We start from the raw sequence: 21380 nt of genomic DNA, 5'->3' as shown, positions 1-21380 counted from the left end.
CAGCCGAAAGGAGTACAAATAAATCGGGCGGGAAAATCCCGCCCGAAGGAGTGACAAAAATATCAGGCGCTTTCGGCAAAGGCAACCGGGCGCAGCGGCGTGGTGCCCTGATAGATACGTGCCTGTTGCAGACCAACAAACAGCCGTTCGCCGCGGATCGGCGCCGTCTGTTCACCGGCAAACACTACCGAGATTGGCTCGCTCTGCCAGCCGACGGGCTGAACCATTAGCTGCCAGAAGTGGCCACGCGGACTGACCTCCAGCACCTGTACCGGCAACGGCGTCTCCAGGCTACTCTGGCGTGACACGTCAACTTCCCACGGACGCAGGAACAGCTCCACGTCGCCCTGATGCGCTGGCGTATAGCCCAGCGGCCAGCGATGCGCGCCCACATGGAACTGCGAGCCGTGCACTTCGCCGTCAAAGCGGTTCACTTCGCCGAGGAACTCCAGCACGAAGCGGGTCGCGGGTTCGCGCCACACGTCATCCGGTGCGCCCACCTGCTCAATATTGCCCTGACTCATTACCACCACGCTATCCGCCACTTCCATCGCTTCTTCCTGGTCGTGGGTCACAAACACGCTGGTAAATTTCAGCTCTTCATGCAGCTGACGCAGCCAGCGGCGCAGCTCTTTACGTACCTGGGCATCCAGCGCGCCAAAGGGTTCGTCCAGCAGCAGAATCTGCGGCTCAACCGCCAGCGCACGCGCCAGCGCCACGCGCTGTTTCTGTCCACCGGAGAGCTGTGCCGGGTAGCGGTTGGCCAGATGTGCCAGCTGTACCATCTCCAGCAGGCGGGTAACGCGCTGCTTAATTTCGGCGCTGTTCGGACGCTCGCGGCGCGGCAGCACCGTCAGGCCAAAGGCGATGTTGTCGAACACCGTCATATGGCGGAACAGCGCATAGTGCTGAAACACAAAGCCGACCTGACGATCGCGCGCGTGCGTGCGGCTGACGTCTTTGCCATGAAAATGGATCTGCCCGCTGTTCTGGTGCTCCAGCCCGGCGATAATGCGCAGCAGCGTGGTTTTACCGGAACCGGACGGTCCGAGCAGCGCCACCATCTTGCCGGAAGGAATATCCAGAGAGATATCGTTCAGCACCGGCGTGCCGCCAAATGCTTTATTAATGTGTTTAATCTCAATGCTCATGATTTTCCTCCTGTTGGCGCTTCTGCTGATGCTCTAATCGCCACTGCACCACGCTTTTCAGAAACAGCGTCACAATTGCCATCAGGGTCAGCAGCGCGGCGGCGGTAAAAGCGCCCACGGTGTTGTAATCCTGATGCAGTAATTCAACCTGTAAAGGTAAGGTATAGGTTTCGCCGCGAATCGAGCCGGACACTACCGATACCGCACCAAATTCGCCGATGGCGCGCGCGTTGGTAAGCACCACGCCGTACAGCAGCGCCCAGCGGATATTTGGCAGCGTCACGCGGCGGAACATCTGCCAGCCAGACGCGCCCAGCAGCACGGCGGCTTCATCTTCATGGCTGCCCTGGCTCAGCATCACCGGCACCAGCTCGCGCACCACAAACGGACAGGTGACGAAAATCGTTGCCAGCACCATACCCGGCCAGGCAAACATCACCTGGATGTTGTGCGCATCAAGCCAGCCGCCAGCCGGGCCGTTCACGCCCCAGAACAGCAGATACATCAGACCAGCCACCACCGGCGACACGGCAAACGGAATATCGAACAGGGTCAGCAGCAGCTGGCGACCGGGGAAAGTGAAGCGCGTCACCAGCCAGGCCAGCAGCGTGCCGAACACCAGGTTAACCGGCACGGTAATCAGCGCCACCAGCACCGTCAGCCAGATAGCATGCAGCATGTCACCATCCTGCAGGTTGCTAAAGGCCTTGCCGATGCCCTGCCCCAGCGCCTCCCAGAAGATGGAGACCATCGGCACCACCAGCAGGCCAATCGATACCAGCACGCCAATGCCGATCAGCAGCCATTTGCCCCAGTTCACCGGCTGACGCTCGGCATGATTGATCTGTGAAATCTCAGCCATCAGTGACCTCCCAGACGGCGGCCAAAGCGGCTCTGCAGGGTGTTAATCGCAAACAGCAGCAGCAACGACGCCGCGAGGATCACCGAAGCGATGGCGCTGGCAGCCGGATAATCAAACTCCTGCAGGCGAACAAAAATCATCAGCGAGGTCACTTCAGTTTTCCAGGCGATGTTACCGGCGATAAAGATCACCGCGCCAAATTCACCGAGGCTGCGGGTAAACGACAGCGCGGTCCCGGCCAGCAGCGCCGGCGCGACTTCCGGCAGCACTACGCGCCGGAAACTCTGCCACGGCGTGGCACCGAGGGTTTCCGCCGCTTCCTCATACTCCGGGCCTAACTCTTCCAGCACCGGCTGCACGGTACGCACCACAAACGGAATGCTGGTGAAAGCCATCGCCACCGCGATACCGAGCCAGGTGTAAGACACTTTGATATCAAAATGTGCCAGCCACTGACCGTACCAGCCGTTAACCGAAAACAGCCCGGCCAGCGTCAGGCCGGCCACCGCCGTCGGCAGCGCAAACGGCAGGTCCATCAGGCCATCCAGCAGCGTACGGCCGGGAAAGCGATAGCGGGTCAGAATCCACGCCATCAGCATGCCAAACACCGCGTTAAACAGCGAGGCCACGCCCGCTGACAGCAGCGTAACTTTATACGCCGCCACCAGCTGCGGATTGCTGATCACCTGCCAGTACTGCGCCAGCGTCATCTGCGACAGCTGCATGATCAGCGCGCTGATCGGCAGCAGCAGAATCAGGCAGGTAAACAGCAGGCTGGTGCCAAGGCTGAGACCAAAACCGGGCAGAACGCGTTTCTGTGCAGAAGCCAACATCAGCCGCGCCCCGCTGCCAGTAATTTATCCAGCTCACCGCCGCTGGCGAAATGGGTTTTCATCACCTGTGGCCAGCCGCCAAACGCGTCATTAACATTGAACAGCGCAGTCTGCGGGAAGCGATCTTTCTGCTCCGCCATCAGCTGCGGGTTGTTCACGCGATAGTAAAAGCCGGTGATGATTTTCTGTGCCTGCGGCGTGTAGAGGTAGTTAAGATAGGCTTTCGCCGCTTCCGCCGTGCCATTGTGTTCGACGTTTTTATCGACCCACGCGACCGGGAATTCAGCAAGAATGTTGGTTTTCGGCACAATCACTTCGTATTGGTCTTTACCGTACTGGTTACGGATATTGTTCACTTCCGATTCAAAGCTGATCAGCACATCACCCAGCCCGCGCTCGGCAAAAGTGGTGGTGGCACCACGGCCGCCGGTATCAAACACTTCGACGTTTTTCAGGAACTTCGTCATAAACGCTTCGGTTTTGGCCTGATCTTTGCCGTCCGCCTGGTCGGCTGCGCCCCACGCGGCCAGATAGGTGTAACGGCCGTTACCGGAGGTTTTCGGATTCGGGAAAATCAGTTTCACGTTATCGCGCGCCAGATCGGCCCAGTCGTGAATCTGCTTTGGATTCCCCTTGCGCACCAGGAACGCCATGGTGGAATAAAACGGTGAGCTGCTGTTAGGCAGACGGCTCTGCCAGTCGGCCGGGATCTGGTTGCCTTTGTCGTGCAGCACCTGCACATCGGTCACCTGGTTGTACGTGACAACATCAGCACGCAGCCCCTGCAGAATGGCCAGCGCCTGTTTTGAGGAGCCCGCATGTGACTGCTTAATGGTCAGCTTGTCGTCAGGGTGCGCCGCGTCCCACTGCTGTTCAAACGGCGCATTCAGGGCAACAAACAGTTCACGTGACACATCGTAAGAGCTATTGAGCAGCTCTGTTGCCTGTGCCGCGCCCGCTAAACTCAGCGACAGCGCTATACCGCCAAGCCATTTTTTCGAAACCGAACGTGTCATGCTGCACCCTGAGAAATGGAGTTCGAGCCTATGCCATTAGATGCTGTCAGTGTATTTATAACTCTGGCGAAAGCTGTAACGGTTTTATATATCGTTTAGGGATTTCAAAGTCTAAAAAGGCATAAGCCAGCGGCAGAGTTTATGCGCAGGGCGGGATTAACTGAGCCGCGTCAAGCGGGGATGAGGTGCGCACGGCGGCGCACCGGTAAAACACGATGGATTAACGTGACAGCGCCTGCAGCGCCGTCAGCGAAGGGGCAAAGAAGTAGCTGCCGCTCACCGGTTTGGTGAACCGTAACATGGCATCCATCTTACCGTCGCGCTCGCCAAACATGCTCAGCAGCTGCTGCTCGATGTTATACAGGCGATGACAGTACGAAATAAAATAGAGGCCATGGCGACCGCTGACGGTGCCGTACGGCAGGCTCTGGCGCAGAATCTTCAGGCCTTTGCCCGCTTCTTTCAAATCCACGCGGCTCAGGTGCGACGTCGCTGGCCGCTGATCGCCCGGCAGCTCTTCATTGTCCTGTTTGGTGCGGCCAATAATCGCTTCCTGCTTATCAATCGCCAGCCGGTTGAACTGCGGCAGGTTATGCTCCCAGCGCTGGGTAAACACATAGCTGCCGCCGGCATCCGGGCCGTCAGCAATGATCGCCACCTGCTGGCGCGCCTCGCCCTGCGGGTTTTCGGTGCCATCAACAAAACCGGAAAGATCGCGATCCTCGACCCAGCGGAAACCGTGCGTCTCTTCTTCAATGGCGACCGCGCCGGCAAACGCCGTCAGCGCCGCCTGCGCCAGCGAAAAGTTCACGTCGTGACGCAGCGACTGAATATGGATCAACAGATCGCGCTGGGTCGCCGGTGCCGCACCTTTGCCGAGCGGCGTGAAAGCTTTGAGTTCGGGAGCTGAGTCGGTGCCCTGCAGATCGCGCCACAGCGCATCACCAAAGGCGATGACCGCACCGAGACCGGCGTCCGGGAATTGCTGCTGTAGCGCAGCCAGCTGTTGCAGAAAGGCGTGGCAACCCTGACGCAGCGCAGCGAGGTCGCCGGTGGCGCGGGCTTCCAGCCAAATGGCGAAACGGCGGTGCTCCAGCAGGATCCCGCTCTGAAACTGAGACATGACAATGCTCTCCGGCATAAAAGTTAACGGCGTTTTTTCGCCGGTATCATACCGGAAAGCCCTGCGCAGAAGATGCGTTAACGCAATTTTTTCGCCAGTTAACGCTGCCAGACGATCTTACTGATTTTCCAGCTTTTTAACGTATCATCTGACGGCATCAGCCCGGTCGGACCGTGCCACTCGCCGCTGTAGATATAGGCGATATGCTGACTACCCGGCGCGCGGCACTCAACATCGCGCACATCCAGCCCGGCAACCATTTTGCAGTTATCAAACGCTTTGCTGAATTTATCGCTGAACGCATCACCGATTTTACTGCCGTCGGCGCTGCGCGCGTCGCTATCGAGCACTTCAATGCGCTCGACGCTGCGCTGGCCATTGATCACCAGCTTAACCTTACCGTCATCCAGCGCCTGCCAGAAATCCACCACCTGCCCGTTCTGCGTGCGCATACCCTGACGCAGCTGATAATCATTGTTCAGCGCGGCGCTAATGGCGGACTCCGACATTGCCGTGTTGCTGTTCAGCCCGGCGACGCCCTGCTCGGTGACAGTGAGCGAACTGCCAAACCAGCTAAACGGATTGAGCGCCGACCAGTGATAGCTGAGCGGATTGTACCAGTGACTTTCGCTGGTGCTGGCAGGGGAAGAGGAACCGGAACTGGCGCAACCGGCCAGCACCAGGGCGCTGACCAGCAGGGCGGGACGAACAACTTTCATGCAAACTCCTTTCTTTTGTGCCGACTGGCGTGCCTGTTGGAGTCGCAAACCGGCAAAAAGTTTATTCGCTTTGCTGCATGGCGGGCAGAAACCCGGCCGCGCGACGCGTGGAATCAGTATTCACGGTCTTCAATCAGGCGTTTGCCCAGCAGCAGCGAGTCGACCGGCTCGTAATCCAGCTTCTCGTAGAAAGCCACCACCTGATCGTTCTCTTCGCGCACCATCAGATGGATTTTCGGGCAGCCGCGCGCAATCAGCTTTTTCTCCAGCCGGTTCATCAGCGCATTGGCAAATCCCCGGCCCTGATAATCAGGATGCACCGCCAGATAGTAGGCGGAGCCGCGATGGCCATCGTAGCCGCCCATCAGCGTGCCCACGACCTCGCCGCCTACCTCAGCCACCAGAAACAGCTCCGGGTCATGGTTCATTTTGCGTTCGATGTCGAGTTCCGGATCGTTCCACGGCCGTAACAGATCGCAACGCTCCCAGAGCGTAATGACTTCTTCAAAATCTTCCTGGCGGAAGGAGCGGATTTCCATCGGCGTTACCCTGCAATGAGGCACAATTCGCTGATTATCACGCATTCTTTGCCAGGCGCAACCCTCGCAGGGCGCAACGGCTGAAAAAAACGGCTAAATAGCGATTCGCGGCCTGAAATACAAAGTAATGTCCTGAAATGGTTCGGCAGTCGCCGCCGGACGGCGCTTAGGCTATAACACGGGGCAGGTTTACTCTCAGGGACATGTTAATGAACAAGATTTCACTGTTGCGGCGCCTGACCAATCGCCGCCAGCTGATCCTCTCCGGCCTGGCGCTGGCGGTGCTGTCGCCGCGCGCGGTCCAGGCGCAGGAAACGCGCGCGGCAGTGCCCGTCAGCGCACGCCATACACCGCCGAAACCGGCCACCAGCGGCAAGCGCATTGTGATGATCGATCCCGGTCACGGCGGCATTGATTCTGGCGCGGTGGGTCAGGAAGGCTCAGAAGAGAAGCACATCGTACTGGAGATCGCCAACACCGTGCGTACGCTGCTGCAGAACCACCCGAAGGTGGAAGTGCGGCTGACGCGCGACAGCGACCACTTCATTCCGCTCTACCAGCGCGTGGAGATTGCGCATCAGCACGGCGCCAACCTGTTTATGTCGATTCACGCCGACGGCTACACCAGCCCGGAAGCTAACGGTGCGTCGGTGTTTGCCCTCTCCAATCGCGGTGCCAGCAGCGCCATGGCGCGCTATATGTCGCAGCGCGAAAACGACGCCGATAAAGTGGGCGGCGCGGCGGTACAGGAAAAAGATAATTACCTTAACCAGATCCTGTTCGACCTGGTGCAGACCGATACCATTCGCAACAGCCTGACGCTGGGTAAACACGTGCTGGACCAGATTCGTCCGGTGCATCACCTGCACAGCCAGCACACCGAGCAGGCGGCGTTCGCGGTGCTAAAATCCCCGTCCATTCCGTCGGTGCTGGTGGAAACCTCGTTTATCACCAACCCGCGTGAAGAACAGCTGTTGGGCACCACGGCGTTTCGCCAGAAAATTGCCCGGGCGATTGCCGACGGTATCGTCAATTACTTTGATGAGTACGATCGTCGCCAGGCCTGATAGCGTTTTGTGCTAGAATCGCGGCAAATTTTTGCAATGAGTGAGCCATGAGCAATCCCGATATTTCGCGCGTCAAAGCCTATCTGCTGGCGCAGCAGGATGATATTTGCGCCGGTCTGGCGGCGGAAGACGGCAGCGCCAGCTTTGCCGAAGACACCTGGCAACGCCCCGGCGGCGGCGGTGGACGCAGCCGCGTGCTGCGTAATGGCAAGGTGTTCGAGCAGGCTGGGGTTAATTTCTCCCATGTGTATGGCGAGCAGATGCCCGCCTCAGCCACCGCGCACCGCCCGGAGCTGGCGGGCCGCAGCTTCGAAGCGATGGGCGTGTCGCTGGTGGTACACCCGGAAAATCCGTATGTGCCAACCAGCCACGCCAACGTGCGCTTTTTCATTGCCGAAAAGCCGGGCGCCGATCCGGTCTGGTGGTTTGGTGGCGGTTTCGATCTCACCCCTTATTACGGTTTCACAGAAGATGCCCGGCACTGGCATCAGACCGCGTTCGATCTGTGCCAGCCGTTTGGCGACGACGTCTATGCGCGCTACAAAAAGTGGTGTGACGACTACTTCTACCTGAAACACCGCAACGAGCAGCGCGGCATTGGCGGCCTGTTTTTTGATGATTTGAATACGCCGGATTTTGACCACTGCTTTGATTTCATGCAGGCGGTCGGCAACGGTTTCATGCAGGCCTATCAGCCGATTGTGGCAAAGCGTAAACAGGTGGCATGGGGCGAGCGCGAGCGTCAGTTCCAGCTTTACCGCCGGGGCCGCTACGTTGAGTTCAATCTGGTGTGGGATCGCGGCACGCTGTTCGGATTGCAGACCGGCGGTCGCACCGAATCGATTCTGATGTCGATGCCGCCGCTGGTGCGCTGGGAATATGATTATCAACCCGCCGACGACTCCCCGGAAGCCGCGCTGACCCGCGATTTCCTGCCGGTGCAGGATTGGCTGGGGCTGGAAAAATAAGCCAGGTGCGCATTCATGCGCACCCTGCTAAATAACCCGATAAAACGCGCCCCCGTGGGGTCGCCCTGCCGCTTACAACGGCTCGGTCTGCGCCTCCACCACCGCCAGCGCCACCATGTTAACAATGCGTCGCACCGAGGCGATGCGCGTCAGCACATGCACCGGCTTGCGGATGCCCATCAGCACCGGCCCCACCGTCACCCCTTCCGAACAGGACACGCGCAGCAGGTTGTAGCTGATGCGTGCGGCCTCAACGTTCGGCATGATCAGCAGATTGGCGGTACCTTTCAGCGGGCTGTCCGGCATCAGCTCGCGACGAATACTCTCCACCAGCGCTGCATCGCCGTGCATCTCGCCATCAATTTCCAGTTCCGGTGCTCGCTGCTGAATCAGCGCCAGCGCCTCACGCATCTTCCGCGCGCCGGGGGCGTTCGAAGTGCCGAAACTGGAGTGCGACAGCAGCGCCACGCGCGGTTCGATGCCGAAACGCCGCACGGTTTCTGCCGCCAGCAGCGTGATATCCGCCAGCTGCTCAGCGCTGGGATCCTCATTCACATAAGTATCGGCAATAAACGTGTTGCCGCTCGGCAGCAGCAGCGCGTTCATCGCCCCGGCGACCTTGACGTCATCGCGGAAGCCAAACACCTTCTCCACCACGTCATAATGTTCACGGTAGTCGCCGATGGTACCGCAAATCATCGCGTCCGCTTCGCCGCGATGCACCATGATGGCGCCGATCAGCGTGGGATTGCCAATCACCGCGCGCTGGGCGGTTTCCGGCGTGACGCCGCGCCGCTTCATCAGCTGATAATATTCATTCCAGTACTCCTTAAAGCGCGGGTCGGACTCGTTGTTCACGATCTCAAAATCACGCCCGGCCTCGATTTTCAGCCCCTGCTTTTGCAAACGCATGGCAATCACGTTGGGACGACCAATCAGGATCGGCTTCGCCAGCCCGAGCGACACCAGCTCCTGAGTGGCGTGCAGCACCCGCACCTCTTCGCCTTCCGCCAGCACCACGCGCTGCGGCGCTTTACGCGCCTGCGAGAAGATCGGCTTCATGAACAGATTGGTTTTATACACGAACTCGGTGAGCTGCTCGCGGTAGGCGTCAAAGTCAGCAATCGGTCGCGTCGCCACGCCGGAATCCATCGCCGCTCTGGCAACGGCCGGAGCTATCTGCACAATCAAACGCGGATCGAACGGTTTGGGAATCAGGTATTCCGGGCCAAAGCTCAGATCCTGATCGTCGTAAGCGGACGCCACCACGTCGCTCTGTTCCGCCTGCGCCAGGGCGGCAATCGCATGTACCGCCGCCAGCTTCATCTCTTCGTTGATGGCGGTGGCACCGACGTCCAGCGCGCCGCGGAAGATGAACGGGAAGCACAGCACGTTATTCACCTGGTTGGGGAAATCCGAGCGCCCGGTGCAGATAATCGCATCCGGCCGCACCTGCTTCGCCAGCGGCGGCATGATCTCCGGCTCCGGATTGGCCAGCGCCAGAATCAGCGGATTTGGCGCCATCTTCTGCACCATCGCTGGCGTCAGCGCTTTCGGACCGGAGCAGCCGAGAAAAATATCCGCGCCGCCAATCACCTCATCCAGCGTGCGCGCCCCGCTGTCTTCCACGGCATAGGCGGCTTTGGTCGGCGTCATGTCCGCTTCGCGATCGCGGTAAATCACGCCTTTTGAATCACACACCACGATATTTTTCTGCTGCATGCCAAGCGCCACCAGCAGATTGAGGCAGGCAATGGCTGACGCGCCAGCGCCCGACACCACCAGCCGCACGTCGGCAATCGCCTTATTCACGATAGTCAGGCCGTTAAGCACTGCCGCGGTACAGATGATGGCGGTGCCGTGCTGATCGTCATGAAACACTGGGATCTGCATGCGCTGCCGCAGCTGCTGCTCAATGTAAAAACACTCCGGCGCTTTAATGTCCTCAAGGTTGATGCCGCCGAACGTCGGCTCCAGCGCGGCGATCACCTCAATCAGCTTGTCCGGATCGTGCTCGTCGATTTCGATGTCGAACACATCAATGCCGGCAAACTTTTTGAACAGCACGCCCTTGCCTTCCATCACTGGCTTGCCGGCCAGCGCGCCAATATTACCGAGCCCCAGCACCGCCGTGCCGTTGGAGATCACCGCCACCAGATTGCCGCGCGCGGTGTATTTGTGCGCGGCCAGCGGATCGGCGGCAATTTCCAGACAGGGTGCCGCCACACCGGGGGAATAGGCCAGTGCCAGATCGCGCTGCGTCGCCAGCGGCTTAGTGGGTGACACCTGAATTTTTCCGGGGGTGGGATATTGGTGAAAATCGAGCGCGCTTTGCTTGAGTTGATCGTCCATCAGACATCCTTTTGCACGGCTGAAAAGCCCTCAGTATAAGAACGCGCGGCGCAAAAGAGGGTGAAGGCGCTCAAAGAACGCACAGTCGCCAGGGCACGGATTGCCACGGCTTCGCCTGCGGCTTTGGGACAGCCTGCTATGCTTAAGGGTGGCAAAACGCTGAGCTGAACCGATCAGGCAGGCCTGACTATCAGAAACGCGCCCCGACGTCACAATCAGAGAAAACGCATTTTCTTCATCCGGCGTCTGTTGCACTGTGTGGAACCTCCCTTCCCCGATAAGGGCGCACCTAAGACGATGACTGCCCGGGTGCCTGTTTTGCCCACATTATTGCTAATCAAGGAGTTAAGCGATGAACCAGCTAGATGCATTAAAACAGTTCACCACCGTGGTGGCGGACAGCGGCGATATCGAATCCATTCGCCATTACCATCCGGAAGATGCCACCACTAACCCATCCCTGATCCTCAAAGCTGCCGGCCTCGACGCTTACAAACACCTGATTGATGACGCCATTGAGTACGCGAAAAAACAGGGCGGCAGCAAAGAGACGCAAATCATCAACGCCAGCGATAAAGTGGCGATCAACCTCGGTATGGAAATTCTGAAAAGCGTACCGGGCCGTGTTTCGACCGAAGTGGATGCGCGCCTCTCTTTCGATCGTGGCATGTGTGTGACCAAAGCGGAGAAACTGGTCCGCCTGTATGAAGAGAACGGCATCGACCGCTCACGTATTCTGATCAAACTGGCGTCCACCTGGGAAGGCATCAAAGCGGCGGAAGAGCTGGAGAAGAACGGCATCAACTGTAACCTGACGCTGCTGTTCTCCTTCGCCCAGGCGCGCGCCTGTGCCGAAGCCGGCGTGTTCCTGATTTCGCCGTTTGTCGGCCGAATCTACGACTGGTACAACACGCGCAAACCGCTCGATCCGTATGTGGTCGACGAAGATCCGGGCGTTAAATCGGTGCGTCGTATTTACGACTACTACAAAAAGCACCGTTACAACACCGTCATCATGGGTGCCAGCTTCCGTAAAGTGGAGCAGATTGTGGCGCTGGCCGGCTGCGATCGCCTGACCATCTCCCCGAACCTGCTGGAAGAGCTGGCCAACAGCGAAGCGCCGGTGGAGCGCAAACTGGAGCCATCAACCGAGGGCTTCCACCAGCCGGCACCGCTCTCCGAAGCGGAGTTCCGCTGGGAGCATAACCAAGATGCGATGGCGGTGGAGAAACTGTCCGACGGTATCCGCCAGTTTGCCGTTGACCAGCAGAAGCTGGAAGACGTGCTGGCCGCCCGCCTGTAATCCTGACCTCACCTTCTGCCGGACGGGTCGCGGCCCGTCCGCTTTTGCCCAATCACAAGGGAGAACCCTATGTCTTCACGCAGAGAGTTAGCTAACGCGATCCGCGCCCTGAGCATGGATGCGGTACAGAAAGCAAATTCCGGCCACCCAGGTATGCCGATGGGCATGGCTGACATCGCCGAGGTGCTGTGGCGCGACTTCCTGAAGCACAACCCGACCAACCCGGCCTGGGCGGATCGCGATCGCTTCATTCTGTCTAACGGGCATGGCTCGATGCTGCTGTATAGCCTGCTGCATCTCACCGGCTATGATCTGCCGCTGGAAGAGCTGAAAAACTTCCGCCAGCTGCACTCAAAAACGCCGGGCCACCCGGAAATTGGCTACACGCCGGGCGTTGAAACCACCACCGGCCCGCTCGGCCAGGGGCTGGCCAACGCCGTCGGTCTGGCGATTGCCGAGCGCACGCTGGCGGCCCAGTTCAACCAGCCGGGCCACGATATCGTCGACCACTTTACCTATGTATTTATGGGCGACGGCTGTCTGATGGAAGGCATCTCGCACGAAGTCTGTTCGCTGGCCGGCACGCTGGGCCTCGGCAAATTGATTGGCTTCTACGATCACAACGGTATCTCCATAGACGGCGAAACCGAAGGCTGGTTCACCGACGACACCCACAAGCGTTTTGAAGCTTATAACTGGCACGTGGTGGGCAGCGCCGAAGGCATCGACGGCCACGATCCGGACGCCATCGCGGCGGCCATCAAAGAAGCGCAAAGCGTCACCGACAAGCCTTCGCTGATCATCTGCCGTACGGTAATCGGCTTTGGCTCGCCAAACAAAGCCGGCAAAGAGGAGTCGCACGGGGCCGCGCTGGGCGAAGAGGAAGTGGCGCTGACGCGTAAACAGCTCGGCTGGAATTACGGTCCGTTCGAGATCCCGCAGGATATTTATCAGCAGTGGGATGCCAGAGAAGCCGGGGCCGCGCAGGAGCAATCCTGGGAAGAGAAGTTCACGGCTTATCAGCAAGCGCATCCGCAGCTGGCGGACGAATTCAGCCGCCGCCTGAAGGGCGAAATGCCGGCTGACTGGGAAAACAAAACCAGCCAGTTCATTCGCGATCTGCAGGCTAACCCGCAGAAAATCGCCAGCCGCAAAGCCTCACAGAACACGCTGGAAGCCTTCGGTAAACTGCTGCCGGAGTTCCTCGGCGGTTCCGCCGACCTCGCGCCCAGCAACCTCACTATCTGGTCCGGCTCGAAGCCGATCAAAGAGGATCACGCCGGTAACTACATTCATTACGGCGTACGCGAATTTGGCATGACGGCGATTGCCAACGGTATCGCGCATCACGGTGGCTTTGTGCCTTATACCGCCACCTTCCTGATGTTCGTCGAATACGCGCGTAACGCAGCGCGCATGGCCGCCCTGATGAAAGCGCGCCAGATTATGGTCTACACCCACGACTCAATTGGTCTGGGCGAAGATGGCCCGACGCACCAACCGGTTGAACAGCTGGCCAGCCTGCGCGTGACGCCAAACTTCAGCACCTGGCGACCGTGCGATCAGGTCGAGACCGCCGTAGCGTGGAAAGCGGCGATTGAGCGCCATCACGGTCCGACCGCGCTGATTCTGTCGCGTCAGAACCTGCTGCAGCCGGAGCGTAGCGCGCAACAGGTAGAGAACATCGCGCGCGGTGGTTACATCCTCAAGGATTGTGACGGCACGCCGGACGTCATCCTGATTGCCACCGGTTCCGAAGTGGAGATCACGCTGGGCGCCGAAGCGAAACTCAGTGCCGACGGCCACAAGGTGCGCGTGGTGTCGCTGCCGAGCACTGACGTGTTTGATAAACAGGACGTGGCCTATCGTGAATCGGTGCTGCCTTCCACCGTGCGCGCGCGCGTGGCGGTTGAAGCCGGTATCGCCGACTACTGGTACAAATACGTCGGCATCGACGGCAAAATTGTCGGCATGACCACCTTCGGCGAATCCGCGCCAGCCGGCAAGCTGTTCCCGGCCTTTGGCTTTACCGTCGAGAACGTGGTGAGCCACGCCGAATCGCTGCTTAAACCTGCCTGAGTGTCTGGCCCTTTCCCGCTACCGGGAGAGGGCCGTTTTATTTCACAGCCTGATACAGAAAAAAATCCGCCCCGCCCCCTTCCCGCTTTGCGCAAACTGATTACTATAGGTTTTCCTCCGATTCCTATAGCGGACGCTTTCCCGTTGAAAAAACGTACTCCTTTTTTACTGGCCTTAATGGTTGCTGTGCTGCCCTTTACCAGCGCGGCGCAGGTATCGCCCGATCCGCTGCTGGCCTCGCAGATTGTCGATCGCTATGCAGAACACATCTTTTACGGCAGCGGTGCGACCGGCATGGCGCTGGTGGCAATTGATGGTAACCAGCGCGTGTTCGCCAGCTTTGGCGAAACCCGTCCCGGCAATAATGTGCGCCCACAGCAGGACTCACTGATCCGTATCGCCTCGCTAAGCAAACTGATGACCAGCGAAGTGATGGTGAAGATGGCCGAGCGCGGCCAGATTCGTCTTGACGATCCGCTGAGCAAATACGCGCCGCCGGGTGCCCGCGTACCGACTTACAACGGCCAGCCGATTCGGCTGATCAATCTCGCCACCCACACCAGCAGCCTGCCGCGCGAGCAGCCGGGCGGCAAACCGCATCGTCCGGTGTTTGTCTGGCCAACCAAAGCGGATCGCTGGCAGTGGCTGCGCGGTGCGCAGCTAAAAGCCGCGCCAGGCACGCAGGCGGCTTACTCCAACCTCGCCTTCGATCTGCTGGGCGACGCGCTGGCTAAAGCCGCCGGTATGCCTTATCCGGCCCTGCTGCAGCAGCTGGTGACGCGTCCGCTCGGCATGAAGGACACCACCTTCACGCCATCACCGGATCAGTGTCAGCGCCTGATGATTGCCGAAAAAGGGGCCAGCCCGTGCAATAACACGCTGGCAGCCATCGGCAGCGGCGGCGTGTATTCCACGCCGGACGATATGGGGCGCTGGATGCAGCAGTTCCTCAACTCGGCGGTGAATCACCGCACGCCGCAGATCGATCGGCTGCAAACGCTGATTTATCGCCGCGACCAGCTGACCAAGGTGGAAGGCATGGACGTGCCAGGACGCGCCGACGCGCTGGGCATGGGCTGGGTTTACATGGCACCGAAGGCGGGCCATCCGGGCATCATTCAGAAAACCGGCGGCGGCGGCGGCTTCATCACCTACATGGCGATGGTGCCACAGCACAACGTCGGCGTATTTGTCGTGGTGACGCGCTCGCCGCTGACCCGCTTCACCCCGATGAGCGATGGCGTTAACAACATGCTGGCTGAGCTGGTGGGCAACCAGACGGGCTCACCGATGATGATCGGCAATATCCGCTAAGCCTTTGATAATTAATTGTAGCAAGAGTGAGAAATAGCGAGCAGTTACTGCGAACCCTCCCCTAAATCATTCGTGCTGCAGGAAGGCGGCAAGGATGGGCATCCCCGGGAGCTTACTCAGGTAAGTGACCGGGGTGAGCAGCCGCAGCCAACGCCCCTGCAGTACGAAGGATGACGGGGATTACTGAGTGACCCAGAGGGTGGGCCAGTCATCACTACTATGCCAGGCATCACAAGTCTTCTCCTCCGCATACTCCGCCAGCACGAAAGCATTACCATCAAACTGCCAGCGTGTGGCCACACCGCAATCGCCTAAACCGCGCCCTTTGCTGAAGGTATACAGCTGGCCGTTACTGGCATCGAACTCGGCGTTCACCAGCTCCAGCTGATTATCAGTGCGCGACGGCGGGGTAAACGGCAGGTTGAGCGTGATGCCGCGCGACACATACGGCTGGGTGCGCGTGACTTCAAACGCCAGATCGATCACGTTGTAGGCCCCGGTTTCGCAGCTTATCAGCAGCAGCGCTTTGCTGTCGGTGAGTGGCGCGACGCTGACTTCCCGCCGCAGCGGATCGAGCGAGCAGTTATCGGTATTGACGCGCCAGGTTCCGTAATCGATCAGGCCGGTGGTTTCCTGCTGCGTCAGCGGCGCGGGTGCGGGCAGCGCTGCCGGCAGCTGCGGAATTGAGGGCGGCGGTGGCACATCCCACTGCACGCGATCACCGCGCTTTACCCAGGCGCTGGCACCGTTAACCCGCCCCTGTACGTCATCCATCAGCAGTAGCGCCGCTTTCATACCGCGCAGCGGAATACTGGCGCTGGCTTTATAGGTGAGCTGTAAATTGCTGGCATCCAGCGTCTGGGCGAGAAATTCGTCGATGGCGATGGCGTTGCTGGTGGCCAGATGATGCGGCTCCACCGTCCAGTGTTTGAGGTCCGGATTAAGGCGGCGCTGGTCGAGCAGCAGGTTGTCTTTTAGCGCCGCGCCCGGCAATGCACCGCTGTAGGCGCTGCCGTAATCAATGCGCAGCAGCGGCCGATCGTTGACCCCGGCGTGACGCGAAATCGTCATCACCAGGCCATTATCGCCAGGAAAACTGCGTGCCACGCAGAACGCCGCGTTGTTGCAGGTGATCTGCCAGTCGGAAAACGACTTTTGCAACGGCTCGGCCTGTACGCTGGCGATCAGCAGAAAGGGCAATAAAAGCAGCGACTTCATCCAATACGACATGAAAAAAAACGATCCCCGATTCCTGGAAAGAAAATGATAGCGCAATGCATGCGCGGTCATCAGGCCGAAACTGTGAAGTGGCCTGAAAAGCGAAGTTAACTGCTGAAAAAGCCGTCGCCTTATGGGCGATCTGTGTGGAATAGCGCAACAGCTCCATCATCCGGTGCGGCTGATTTCTGCTCAATCGGATTCGTCGGACAATTTTTACCCCCTTCACAAAACGGTCAAATACACACAAACGGTCATAAGCGGTCATGCTATGGTGCTGACAGAGCGTCAACGCTGTGCATGGTCTCTCTCATTCCCTCGCGTAATAACGCGCATTTATGTGAATGCGATCACTCAAATCTGAAATAAAGAGATCTCATTTACATAAAAAATCCAATGAAAATCACCTTAATGCCGCCGGGCCAGTTGGTCGCTGCGGACTCGTGCCCAGCCCACATTTTCACATTCCGGCATCCAGTAATTTATAGCCATCGGAGGGAAGTCATGTTGCCGATTGAAAGACAGCAGCGAATTATTGACGAGCTTAATTTAAATGGTCGGGTCATTGTCGCTGAATTAGTCACGCTGTGTCAGGTTTCGCAGGAAACCATTCGCCGTGATTTAACGCAGCTGGAGAAACGTGGCGTATTACAGCGCAGTCACGGTGGTGCAGTACCAGCCAAACGACAGGCCGCCAACATTCAGGGAAATACACGCGGTATTAACGAGTATGAATTATCTTTTCGCCAGCGCATGAATGAAAACGTCGAGGCCAAGATGGCGATAGCCAAACGGGCACTCGATTTTATCAGCCCCGGTGATTGTTTATTACTCGACAGTAGTACCACCTGCTGGTATCTGGCACGACAGCTACCGGATATTGAATTAACGGTGTTAACCAATTCTATCAGAATCGTCCAGACCCTTGCAGCGCGCGGCAGTATCCGCACCATCTGCCTGGGTGGAGAATATTCTGACCGTTATGAAGATTTCCACGGCGTCGTCGCAGAGCAGCCGCTACGGGAATTTCAGATCAATAAGATCTTTTTTTCCTGCAGCAGTCTGGGAAATGACGGTTATTTACGCGAAGGTAACGAAAACAACGCACATTTAAAACAGCAAATGTTGTTAGCGGCAGAAAGAAAACATCTGCTGCTGGACGGCAGTAAATTTCTGCGCCCCTCATTCGCGCGTATTTGTCATTACCGCGATGTGGATTTTCTCATCACTGACCAATTAAAAGACAAAGAGCTGGAACAAGAACTGGCGTGGAACGGCGTCAATATTATTGATTGCTCGCAACGCAGCCATTCGATGCAGCTAATAAAAAATTAATCCGGAGTCTTTATGAAAAAACATCTTATCGCCTGTTCTCTGCTTGCCCTGTTTGCCGCCGCTGGCGCGCAGGCCGCTGACAAAATACGCATGGGCATCGTGGTAAAAATTGGCGGTATTCCGTGGTTCAACGCCATGGAAGCGGGCATCAAAAGTGAAGCGGCAAAACGCGGCATCGACGCGTGGATGGTCGGGCCAACCGCCGCTGACCCGGCGCTGCAGGTGCGCGCCATTGAAGATTTGATTGCGCAGAAGGTCGATATCATCGGCGTGGTGCCAAACGACCCGAAAGTGCTTGAGCCGGTGCTGAAGCGCGCGCGTGAAGCCGGGATCATGGTGATTACTCACGAATCGCCCGGCCAGAAAGACGCCAACTGGGATTTCGAGCTGGTCGATGCGCCGACCCACGGCATCAACCATATGAAAGCGCTGGCGAAATGCATGCATGAAGAAGGCAAGTACGCCATGTATGTCGGCAGCCTGACGGTGCCACTGCATCAGGAGTGGACCGACGCCGCGCTCAACTACCAGAAACAGCACTATCCGAAGATGCAGCTGGTGACCGACAAATTCGGCGTCGGCGAATCGCTGGATGACTCCATCCGCACCACCAACGAGCTGATGTCTAAGTACCCGGATCTGAAAGGCATTATGGCCTTTGGTTCTCAGGGACCGATTGGCGCCGGCCGCGCGGTCATGAACCGCAACAAGATCGATCAGGTGTGCGTCATCGGCGCCTTCAGCCCGGGCCAGGGCGCGTCGCTGGTACAGCGCGGTGCTATCAAGGGCGGCTATATCTGGAATCCGCAGACCGCCGGTGAAGTATTTGTGCGTATCGCCGACATGATGGAGAAAAAAGAGCCGATCACCGACGGCATGACCATTGAAGGGCTGGGCAAAGTGAAGGTGGACGAGGCGACGCACACCATTCTCGGTAACAACACCGAAAGTCTCGATAAAGAGAACCTGCCAAAACTGGTGAAAATGGGGCTGTAACATGCAAGAGGTCACTCCACAGACGCTGATTGCGCTCGACAACCTGTCGAAAACATTTGGTGGCAACCGCGCACTGAGCGATATCTCGCTGACCCTGCTGGCCGGCGAAGTGCACTGTCTCGCTGGCACCAACGGCTGTGGCAAGAGCACCTTAATTAAAGTCATTTCCGGGGTGCACGCCCCGGACAGTGGCAGCCGCATCACCCTCGGCGACGGCCAGAGTTTCCCGCGTCTGACCACCCGTCAGGCGCGCGACTTCGGTATCCAGGTGATTTACCAGGATCTGTCGCTGTTCCCCAATTTGAGCGTGGCGGAGAACATCGCTTTTGAGCATAACCTCAACGGGTTGCTCGGCTGGCACCGTCAGGCCCGGCTGCGCGACACCGCGCGCGGCATTATTGATGAGCTGAAATTCGATCTCGATCTGAATGAGAAAGTCGCCGCGCTGTCGATTGCCCAGCGCCAGCAGGTGGCGATTTGCCGCGCGCTGGTGGCCGATGCACGACTGGTGATTATGGATGAACCCACCGCGTCGCTGACGCGTACCGAGGTCAATCAGCTGCTGCGCACCGTGCGCTATCTGAAAGACAAAAACATCTGCGTGGTGTTTGTCAGTCACCGGCTGGATGAAGTGCTGGAGATTTCGGATCGCGTGACGGTGATCCGCGACGGCCGCAAGATGGGCTGCTGGCCAGCCAGAGAGATGACGCCGCATCACCTGACCGAACTGATGACCGGCCTCAAGCTCGACTACCAGTTAAAAGCGCCAACGCGCAACGCCGACCGGGCGATTCTCGAAGTGGAGAAGCTGACACGCGCCGGTCAGTATCATGACGTCAATTTCAAACTCTACGCCGGTGAAGTGCTGGGCCTGTGCGGCCTGCTCGGATCCGGCCGCACCGAACTGGCGCTGTCGCTGTTTGGCATGACCAAACCGGACAGCGGCAAAATCTGGCTCGACAGCAAGCCGGTGCGTTTTCGCGGGCATGAAGACGCCATCAAAGCCGGCATCGGCTACGTTTCGGAAGATCGCCTGACGCTCGGCCTGGTGCAGCAGCAGTCGGTGGCCGACAACATGGTGCTGCCGATCCTCGATAAGCTGCAAAACCGTTTCCACCTGATCGACGAATACCGCAAGAACAAGCTGATCCTGCAGTGGATTCAGCAGCTCGGCGTGCGCGTGGCCGATCCTAACCTGGCGATCTCCACCCTGTCCGGCGGCAACCAGCAAAAAATCGTGCTGGCGAAATGGGTGCTGACCCAGCCGCGCATTCTGATCCTCGACTCGCCGACCGTCGGCGTGGATGTCGGTGCCAAGGCCAGCATCTATCAGCTGATCCACGAGCTGGCGAAAGAGGGACTGTCGATCATCCTGATTTCCGACGAAGTGCCGGAGGTCTGGTACAACTGCGACCGCATCCTGCACTTCCGCGACGGCACCATCCATGCCGAATACCAACCCGATACCGTGGCGCAGGAACAGCTGGCGGAGGTGATTAATGCCTGATTTCTCTCGTTTACGTCCGCACTCCAGCCAGGGCTGGCTCGCCTGGGTGCTGCTGGCTTTCATGGTGTTCTTCTCGCTGGCCAGCGATCAGTTCCTGACAGTGCAGAACCTGCTGGATCTGGCGGAAAGCTACGCCGTTACCGGCATTTTCGCCCTCGGCCTGTTTGTAGTGCTGGTGACCGGCGGTATCGATATCTCCTTCGCCGCCGTCGCGTCGGTGGTGCAATACCTGATCGCCTCGCTGTTTGTGCAGTTCCAGTTTGATAACGCGCTGCTCAGCATTCTGCTGGCTATCGTCTGTGGCACGCTGTTTGGCGTGATCAACGCCCTGCTGATCACCTCGCTGCGCGTGGTGTCGATCATCATCACCATCAGCATGCAGTCGCTGCTGTTTGGTCTGCTGATGTGGGTTACCGGCGGCAAAAGCCTCTACTCGCTGCCGGACTGGTGGATCACCCTGCGCAGCGTGCTGCCGTTTAGCGTACAGGGCAACAGTTTCCAGATTGGCTTACCGCTGGCGATCATGCTGGTGATTGCCGCCCTCACCGCGCTGCTGCTCAACAAAACCAATCTGGGCCGTCAGCTGTATGCGGTGGGCGGCGATGCGGAATCGGCGCGGCGTATTGGCATCCGCGTGGGATTGATTCACGTGTTTGCCTACGGCTGGCTCGGAGCGATGGCGGCGATTGGCGGACTGGTGCAGGTATACCGCATGGGCGAAGTGGTGCCCAACGCGCTGGTAGGCGGTGAGCTGGATGTGCTGGCCGCGACGGTGCTGGGCGGTGCCAGCCTGATGGGCGGCAAAGGCACGGTCAGCGGCACGCTGATGGGCGTATTCCTGATCGCCATCCTGAAAAACGGCCTCAATCTGATCGGCGTCTCCAACTACTTCATGAACATTGTGGTCGGCGGCACGATTATGGTGGCGATTGCCGTCACCCATTACAAAAAACGTAAAGAAACCGACGTCAGTTTCGTCTGACGGAAGGAGCAATCAC

19 protein-coding genes are annotated in these 21380 nt (G+C 58.6%); 9 read left to right on the top strand and 10 right to left on the bottom strand.

The annotated features are described in order from the left end of the window. Positions 1 to 62: 62 nt before the first annotated feature. The 7 genes from cysA to C1N60_RS05770 form a co-directional block, all read right to left on the bottom strand. On the bottom strand, positions 63 to 1151 hold the full coding sequence (gene cysA, locus C1N60_RS05800; protein WP_394521499.1) for a sulfate/thiosulfate ABC transporter ATP-binding protein CysA: 1089 nt from the start codon (positions 1149 to 1151) through the stop codon (positions 63 to 65). Continuing rightward, positions 1141 to 2013 carry a sulfate/thiosulfate ABC transporter permease CysW gene (cysW, locus tag C1N60_RS05795; protein WP_021508076.1) on the bottom strand — a complete coding sequence of 291 codons (873 nt, stop codon included), beginning with the start codon at positions 2011 to 2013 and terminating at the stop codon, positions 1141 to 1143. The genes cysA and cysW overlap by 11 nt, the downstream gene beginning before the upstream one ends. Next, positions 2013 to 2846, bottom strand: coding sequence for a sulfate/thiosulfate ABC transporter permease CysT (gene cysT, locus C1N60_RS05790; RefSeq protein ID WP_021508075.1), 834 nt, complete (start codon positions 2844 to 2846; stop codon positions 2013 to 2015). Before cysT ends, cysW begins: the two co-directional genes overlap by 1 nt. After that, complete coding sequence (locus C1N60_RS05785) at positions 2846 to 3862, bottom strand: sulfate ABC transporter substrate-binding protein (RefSeq protein ID WP_394521498.1); 1017 nt, start codon at positions 3860 to 3862, stop codon at positions 2846 to 2848. Before C1N60_RS05785 ends, cysT begins: the two co-directional genes overlap by 1 nt. A 220-nt stretch (positions 3863 to 4082) precedes the next feature. After that, entirely contained in the window at positions 4083 to 4985 is a 903-nt protein-coding gene (locus C1N60_RS05780; protein WP_394521497.1) for a Dyp-type peroxidase, read from the bottom strand. Between the two features lie 98 nt (positions 4986 to 5083). Then, positions 5084 to 5704 (bottom strand): RpoE-regulated lipoprotein, encoded by a 621-nt coding sequence (locus tag C1N60_RS05775; protein WP_058758347.1) that lies wholly within the window; start codon positions 5702 to 5704, stop codon positions 5084 to 5086. 113 nt (positions 5705 to 5817) lie between these two features. After that, on the bottom strand, positions 5818 to 6243 hold the full coding sequence (locus C1N60_RS05770; protein WP_021508071.1) for a GNAT family acetyltransferase: 426 nt from the start codon (positions 6241 to 6243) through the stop codon (positions 5818 to 5820). Between the two features lie 209 nt (positions 6244 to 6452). Between C1N60_RS05770 and amiA the strand changes: the two genes are divergently transcribed. Further along, positions 6453 to 7310 carry an N-acetylmuramoyl-L-alanine amidase AmiA gene (gene amiA / locus C1N60_RS05765; RefSeq protein ID WP_021508070.1) on the top strand — a complete coding sequence of 286 codons (858 nt, stop codon included), beginning with the start codon at positions 6453 to 6455 and terminating at the stop codon, positions 7308 to 7310. A 47-nt stretch (positions 7311 to 7357) separates the two neighbouring features. Next, positions 7358 to 8278: an oxygen-dependent coproporphyrinogen oxidase gene (hemF, locus tag C1N60_RS05760; RefSeq protein WP_394521496.1), complete on the top strand. Its 921-nt coding sequence runs from the start codon at positions 7358 to 7360 to the stop codon at positions 8276 to 8278. Between the two features lie 72 nt (positions 8279 to 8350). Here hemF and maeB read toward each other — a convergent pair whose 3' ends face one another. After that, on the bottom strand, positions 8351 to 10630 hold the full coding sequence (maeB, locus tag C1N60_RS05755; RefSeq protein ID WP_058781769.1) for an NADP-dependent oxaloacetate-decarboxylating malate dehydrogenase: 2280 nt from the start codon (positions 10628 to 10630) through the stop codon (positions 8351 to 8353). Positions 10631 to 10982: 352 nt separating this feature from the next. On the opposite strand from maeB, the gene tal reads away from it, so the two are divergent. The 3 genes from tal (at position 10983) to ampH (ending at position 15326) form a co-directional block, all read left to right on the top strand. Then, positions 10983 to 11933: a transaldolase gene (tal, locus tag C1N60_RS05750; protein WP_021508067.1), complete on the top strand. Its 951-nt coding sequence runs from the start codon at positions 10983 to 10985 to the stop codon at positions 11931 to 11933. Positions 11934 to 12002: 69 nt separating this feature from the next. Beyond that, entirely contained in the window at positions 12003 to 14012 is a 2010-nt protein-coding gene (gene tkt, locus C1N60_RS05745; protein WP_058758343.1) for a transketolase, read from the top strand. Between the two features lie 144 nt (positions 14013 to 14156). Beyond that, on the top strand, positions 14157 to 15326 hold the full coding sequence (gene ampH / locus C1N60_RS05740) for a D-alanyl-D-alanine-carboxypeptidase/endopeptidase AmpH (protein WP_031279806.1): 1170 nt from the start codon (positions 14157 to 14159) through the stop codon (positions 15324 to 15326). A gap of 180 nt (positions 15327 to 15506) precedes the next feature. Here ampH and C1N60_RS05735 read toward each other — a convergent pair whose 3' ends face one another. Together C1N60_RS05735 and C1N60_RS05730 are read right to left on the bottom strand one after the other, a co-directional pair. After that, positions 15507 to 16487, bottom strand: coding sequence for a DUF1176 domain-containing protein (locus C1N60_RS05735; RefSeq protein WP_394521495.1), 981 nt, complete (start codon positions 16485 to 16487; stop codon positions 15507 to 15509). Further along, complete coding sequence (locus C1N60_RS05730; RefSeq protein ID WP_262257441.1) at positions 16408 to 16812, bottom strand: hypothetical protein; 405 nt, start codon at positions 16810 to 16812, stop codon at positions 16408 to 16410. The genes C1N60_RS05735 and C1N60_RS05730 overlap by 80 nt, the downstream gene beginning before the upstream one ends. Before the next feature lie 236 nt (positions 16813 to 17048). On the opposite strand from C1N60_RS05730, the gene C1N60_RS05725 reads away from it, so the two are divergent. From C1N60_RS05725 to C1N60_RS05710, 4 genes are read left to right on the top strand one after another with little or no spacing between them, the layout of a single operon-like run. Next, on the top strand, positions 17049 to 17879 hold the full coding sequence (locus C1N60_RS05725; RefSeq protein WP_021508063.1) for a DeoR/GlpR family DNA-binding transcription regulator: 831 nt from the start codon (positions 17049 to 17051) through the stop codon (positions 17877 to 17879). 12 nt (positions 17880 to 17891) lie between these two features. Then, complete coding sequence (locus C1N60_RS05720; protein WP_058758342.1) at positions 17892 to 18875, top strand: substrate-binding domain-containing protein; 984 nt, start codon at positions 17892 to 17894, stop codon at positions 18873 to 18875. 1 nt (position 18876) lies between these two features. Then, positions 18877 to 20382 carry a sugar ABC transporter ATP-binding protein gene (locus tag C1N60_RS05715; RefSeq protein WP_021508061.1) on the top strand — a complete coding sequence of 502 codons (1506 nt, stop codon included), beginning with the start codon at positions 18877 to 18879 and terminating at the stop codon, positions 20380 to 20382. Further along, a complete protein-coding gene (locus tag C1N60_RS05710; RefSeq protein WP_021508060.1) occupies positions 20375 to 21364 on the top strand; it encodes an ABC transporter permease in 990 nt (329 codons plus the stop codon). Before C1N60_RS05715 ends, C1N60_RS05710 begins: the two co-directional genes overlap by 8 nt. The last annotated feature ends 16 nt before the right edge of the window (positions 21365 to 21380 follow it).

This window comes from Pantoea sp. SGAir0184 (assembly GCF_043544755.1).
Note: the sequence above shows the minus strand (reverse complement) of the source record. Positions and strands in the feature narration are given on the sequence as shown.

What these genes read in the sequence shown, in the direction of transcription:
- amiA (WP_021508070.1), top strand. Translation starts at nt 6,453, where the DNA reads ATGAACAAGATTTCACTGTTGCGGCGCCTGACCAATCGCCGCCAGCTG.
- C1N60_RS05720 (WP_058758342.1), top strand. Translation starts at nt 17,892, where the DNA reads ATGAAAAAACATCTTATCGCCTGTTCTCTGCTTGCCCTGTTTGCCGCC.
- C1N60_RS05715 (WP_021508061.1), top strand. Translation starts at nt 18,877, where the DNA reads ATGCAAGAGGTCACTCCACAGACGCTGATTGCGCTCGACAACCTGTCG.
- C1N60_RS05770 (WP_021508071.1), bottom strand. Translation starts at nt 6,243, where the DNA reads ATGGAAATCCGCTCCTTCCGCCAGGAAGATTTTGAAGAAGTCATTACG.
- cysW (WP_021508076.1), bottom strand. Translation starts at nt 2,013, where the DNA reads ATGGCTGAGATTTCACAGATCAATCATGCCGAGCGTCAGCCGGTGAAC.
- C1N60_RS05780 (WP_394521497.1), bottom strand. Translation starts at nt 4,985, where the DNA reads ATGTCTCAGTTTCAGAGCGGGATCCTGCTGGAGCACCGCCGTTTCGCC.
- tal (WP_021508067.1), top strand. Translation starts at nt 10,983, where the DNA reads ATGAACCAGCTAGATGCATTAAAACAGTTCACCACCGTGGTGGCGGAC.
- maeB (WP_058781769.1), bottom strand. Translation starts at nt 10,630, where the DNA reads ATGGACGATCAACTCAAGCAAAGCGCGCTCGATTTTCACCAATATCCC.
- C1N60_RS05725 (WP_021508063.1), top strand. Translation starts at nt 17,049, where the DNA reads ATGTTGCCGATTGAAAGACAGCAGCGAATTATTGACGAGCTTAATTTA.
- tkt (WP_058758343.1), top strand. Translation starts at nt 12,003, where the DNA reads ATGTCTTCACGCAGAGAGTTAGCTAACGCGATCCGCGCCCTGAGCATG.
- C1N60_RS05775 (WP_058758347.1), bottom strand. Translation starts at nt 5,704, where the DNA reads ATGAAAGTTGTTCGTCCCGCCCTGCTGGTCAGCGCCCTGGTGCTGGCC.
- C1N60_RS05730 (WP_262257441.1), bottom strand. Translation starts at nt 16,812, where the DNA reads ATGACCGCTTATGACCGTTTGTGTGTATTTGACCGTTTTGTGAAGGGG.
- C1N60_RS05785 (WP_394521498.1), bottom strand. Translation starts at nt 3,862, where the DNA reads ATGACACGTTCGGTTTCGAAAAAATGGCTTGGCGGTATAGCGCTGTCG.
- hemF (WP_394521496.1), top strand. Translation starts at nt 7,358, where the DNA reads ATGAGCAATCCCGATATTTCGCGCGTCAAAGCCTATCTGCTGGCGCAG.
- C1N60_RS05710 (WP_021508060.1), top strand. Translation starts at nt 20,375, where the DNA reads ATGCCTGATTTCTCTCGTTTACGTCCGCACTCCAGCCAGGGCTGGCTC.
- cysA (WP_394521499.1), bottom strand. Translation starts at nt 1,151, where the DNA reads ATGAGCATTGAGATTAAACACATTAATAAAGCATTTGGCGGCACGCCG.
- cysT (WP_021508075.1), bottom strand. Translation starts at nt 2,846, where the DNA reads ATGTTGGCTTCTGCACAGAAACGCGTTCTGCCCGGTTTTGGTCTCAGC.